The organism is Salmonella sp. 741265055_HSA, from assembly GCF_046569525.1.
Taxonomy (GTDB): domain Bacteria; phylum Pseudomonadota; class Gammaproteobacteria; order Enterobacterales; family Enterobacteriaceae; genus Salmonella; species Salmonella enterica.
Window position 1 is genome coordinate 1 of record NZ_JBKFSQ010000077.1, and the last position, 3,231, is coordinate 3,231.

Below are 3,231 nucleotides of genomic sequence, written 5' to 3' on the forward strand. Positions count from 1 at the left end.
TACATCCTTATCTTTTAAGTTGTTTAAACAATCTGAGGTGTTTTATACTGTTCAAAAATAAGCTCACCTGTATCTGTATAAATTTCCACTTTTCCTACTTTCCCATCAGTGCCTTTTATCGAGAAACGAATTAATCTTTCATTATAATATTTTTCTAACAAGTCTGGTCGTTCAGTAAAGTATCTTGATTTTGTGGAGCGATCTTTCAGATAGTCGCAGCTTGAACAAACCTGCTTTTTGAAATCCTTCTCAGATAAACCACTTTCTTTTATCTTTAAAGAAATAAAAGCCTTTAAAGGTCGTTCATATTCCTCTCTTTCTTTTGCTTTGCGTATTTGTTCTTCTTTCTTGCGCTGTTCTTCAATACGGTAAAGTCTGCCTTGTTCTTCCTGCGCTTGTATTATATCCTCTTGGATCATTTTACTGATGATTGAGGCAGGAACAACACTGATACCTTCAGACCACCCCTGATAAGGATTATTATTTTGTATATTTCGGACTGTAGCAGATATTCTGTCTATATCCAGATCTTTATCAAAGGAAACAATACGTTGTCCGTTTTCTTTTGATATGAGCTTAGCCGTGTTTACAGGGGATTCAAGCCCCTTTAATTTGAATGTGGCTACGGCACTGTTGCGACTTCTATAATATAATGCTTGTTTCTTATCTCCAATGTAGCATTCAAGGTAAGAGAAAATCTTAAACTCCTGAATGCCAAATGTTTCCTCAAGCATGGTCATTTGTTCAGCTAATATATTTAGTATATCACTCTTGGATAGTTTTTCGTGGAGCTTAATTTCAAGCGAACCGGGTAGTTTTTTCATTGTTATTTCCTTGTTGTTGTTATTTTATCAGGATACTTTCTGCATATGAGAGTCTGCGTCAACAGAGTTTCTTCTTGCTTCCTCATTTTCCTTTGTTCTTTTATATACTCTTCGTGGTTTATCAATATGTATGCTATTGTTGGTATTAGGAACAGAGTTATTCTTTTTCTTCTTACTGAAAACAAATGCGTCAGTATAGATTTCTTTGGTTTCAGTTTCTAAGGAAAGGGTTCTTCTTTCACTTTTTGACATAGCTGAATAACTTTCTGGATACTGTTCTATTTCTGCGCAAAGATTGCGAGCGTTGCTCAGCTGTTCTTTACGTTTCTGATCCAGTTGATGACTCATTCCTTTAGCGAAAATGTTAGAGTTGATATAGAGATGACCATGATGTTCGACGAGTATTCCTTTCTGTCTGAGTTTTTTAAAAATGTTAGACATATTACCGGAAGCGATATTCAATGCTTTGCACAGAGATGATTGTGAAAGGTTAATCAGATTTCCAAACTCCATATACTCCAAGATATATGTTAATACACGGAATTCATTCTTGGATATGTCAAGATCAGAGAAAACACGAAAGTTGGAAGTAAAAGCAAATACATAAGGTTGTGAAAACGAAATAGCTTTATCTTCCTCAGAAGAAATAACTGTCGTTGATTTTATTTCTTTGTTTTGTAGTAAGCGCCTTGCGATATCAATCTTTTGCTCGGTGGTTAATGATTCGAATAAGTGTAATAGATCAGCGTCGTTTGTATTCATATTATTCTCTCTTATTATTTTTGTTATATGTATTTTAATACTATGCAAAAAAGTGAAAGTCAATAGTAGAACTATAAATAAAATAGAAAGTATATTCTTATGACAATGTTATATGTTAAAAAAACTATGTTCGAACATAGATCTCGCTATGTTCGAACATAGGACGGATCTATGTTTGAACATAGGAGTTTGCTATGTTCGAACATAGGAAAAAAAGTTGCGAAGCCGCTATTTTACTGGTCCGGGACTATGCTTATAATTAAATAATTAGTAAGAAGTTAAGAGAGTCCAGTTTTACTTTTGTGTTATGTTTTAGTGGTTTTACAAGGGATGTTGTATTCCTTAATAACTGCTATCAGCGAAGTGATTGTTTTGTCCAATCACGAAGCGCTGCTTTTTATTGTGAGAGCTTAATTAATATTCCTTTTACTTTATATGCGTCTTCGACGCGATCTTTTTTGGATAAATCCATCATTATCGGAGACAAACTCCTCACAGCCGTGTGATTGTTTTGAACAATCACAAAGTGCTGCTACTAAATGTATAGTTTTCCTATGTGTTTAAGAGCAAATGCTATATGTCAGAGGGAATATGTTATTTTCTAACATAGGATCTGAATTCTAACTTGGTAGAGAGAATGATCTCTATACTGGTTTCTTTGTTTTTCATTGATAAGATATTAATGACTTATAAGTGATCAAGAAAAATAGTTTCAAATCAGTATCTGGGGCGTAGCCGTGCGCCAGCACAAGAGATGTGTTTTCAATAAATAGTTACTAAAATCATCAGGTGAAAATAAATATTAATGAATATAAGTAAACGTATTTTATGAAAGGATAATAAACTGCACAGGAAGCTTGGTAAGACGTTGGGAGCAGGAAGATGACACGTGTAATCATCTTTGTGCTTAAAACGCTTATAACTGACTACAGGCAGTAATTTTATATGAAGAAAATTATTAATGAAAAAAACCATCACTAACAGGAACAAACCCTGTTCAGCAGAGTGATTGTTCGCAACAATCACGAAGTGTTGCTACTAAGTATATAGTTTTTCTATGCGTTTAAGAGCAAATGCTATATGTCAGAGGGAAAATGCATTGTTCAGAACATAGGATCTGAATCCTAACTTGATAGTGAAAATAGATCCAATAATGAGTGGATAGTTTTTTCTCAAATACTACAATCTCGAAGTAAATGAACAAAAGTTAGTGTCAGGGCGTAGCCGTGCGTCAGCACAGAGATAAAGATTTTTTCAAAAAGTAGTTTAAAAATAAGATAAAAAATCATGGTTAAAACATAAATAAATTTGATTATTACACTTGCGATGTAGTATTAAATAGTAATAAATAAAAAGGAAAAACAAAATGAACAATATTAAAATGATAACACTCTTTCATCCCCATGAGAAAACACCATTTCTGATATGTGTCGTAAACAAAGTGGAAGATACCGAACATGGAATAAAACTTACTCTTGAAAACGGCAATGACATTTGCGTAAATAATTTTAGTCATTATCTGTTATCAGAATCTGTAAGTCGTTGCGACAAAGATAGGTTAAAGAATATTTATATTCGCTTGGTTTCAGAACTTACTCTGATGAGTGAAGAAACTATAAAATCGCAGATGTTATAATCTTAATTT

Annotated in this window: 3 protein-coding genes; 1 reads left to right on the forward strand and 2 read right to left on the reverse strand. The window is 33.2% G+C overall.

The features are described from left to right. Positions 1 to 23 precede the first annotated feature (23 nt). Together ACLD4K_RS21815 and ACLD4K_RS21820 are read right to left on the reverse strand one after the other, a co-directional pair. Positions 24 to 824, reverse strand: coding sequence for a hypothetical protein (locus ACLD4K_RS21815; RefSeq protein WP_411012496.1), 801 nt, complete (start codon positions 822 to 824; stop codon positions 24 to 26). Between the two features lie 27 nt (positions 825 to 851). Further along, the gene (locus ACLD4K_RS21820; protein WP_411012497.1) at positions 852 to 1,586 is read right to left on the reverse strand and encodes a replication/maintenance protein RepL; all 735 of its coding nucleotides are present in this window, start codon (positions 1,584 to 1,586) and stop codon (positions 852 to 854) included. A gap of 1,366 nt (positions 1,587 to 2,952) precedes the next feature. Between ACLD4K_RS21820 and ACLD4K_RS21825 the strand changes: the two genes are divergently transcribed. After that, positions 2,953 to 3,222, forward strand: coding sequence for a hypothetical protein (locus ACLD4K_RS21825; RefSeq protein ID WP_411012498.1), 270 nt, complete (start codon positions 2,953 to 2,955; stop codon positions 3,220 to 3,222). The last annotated feature ends 9 nt before the right edge of the window (positions 3,223 to 3,231 follow it).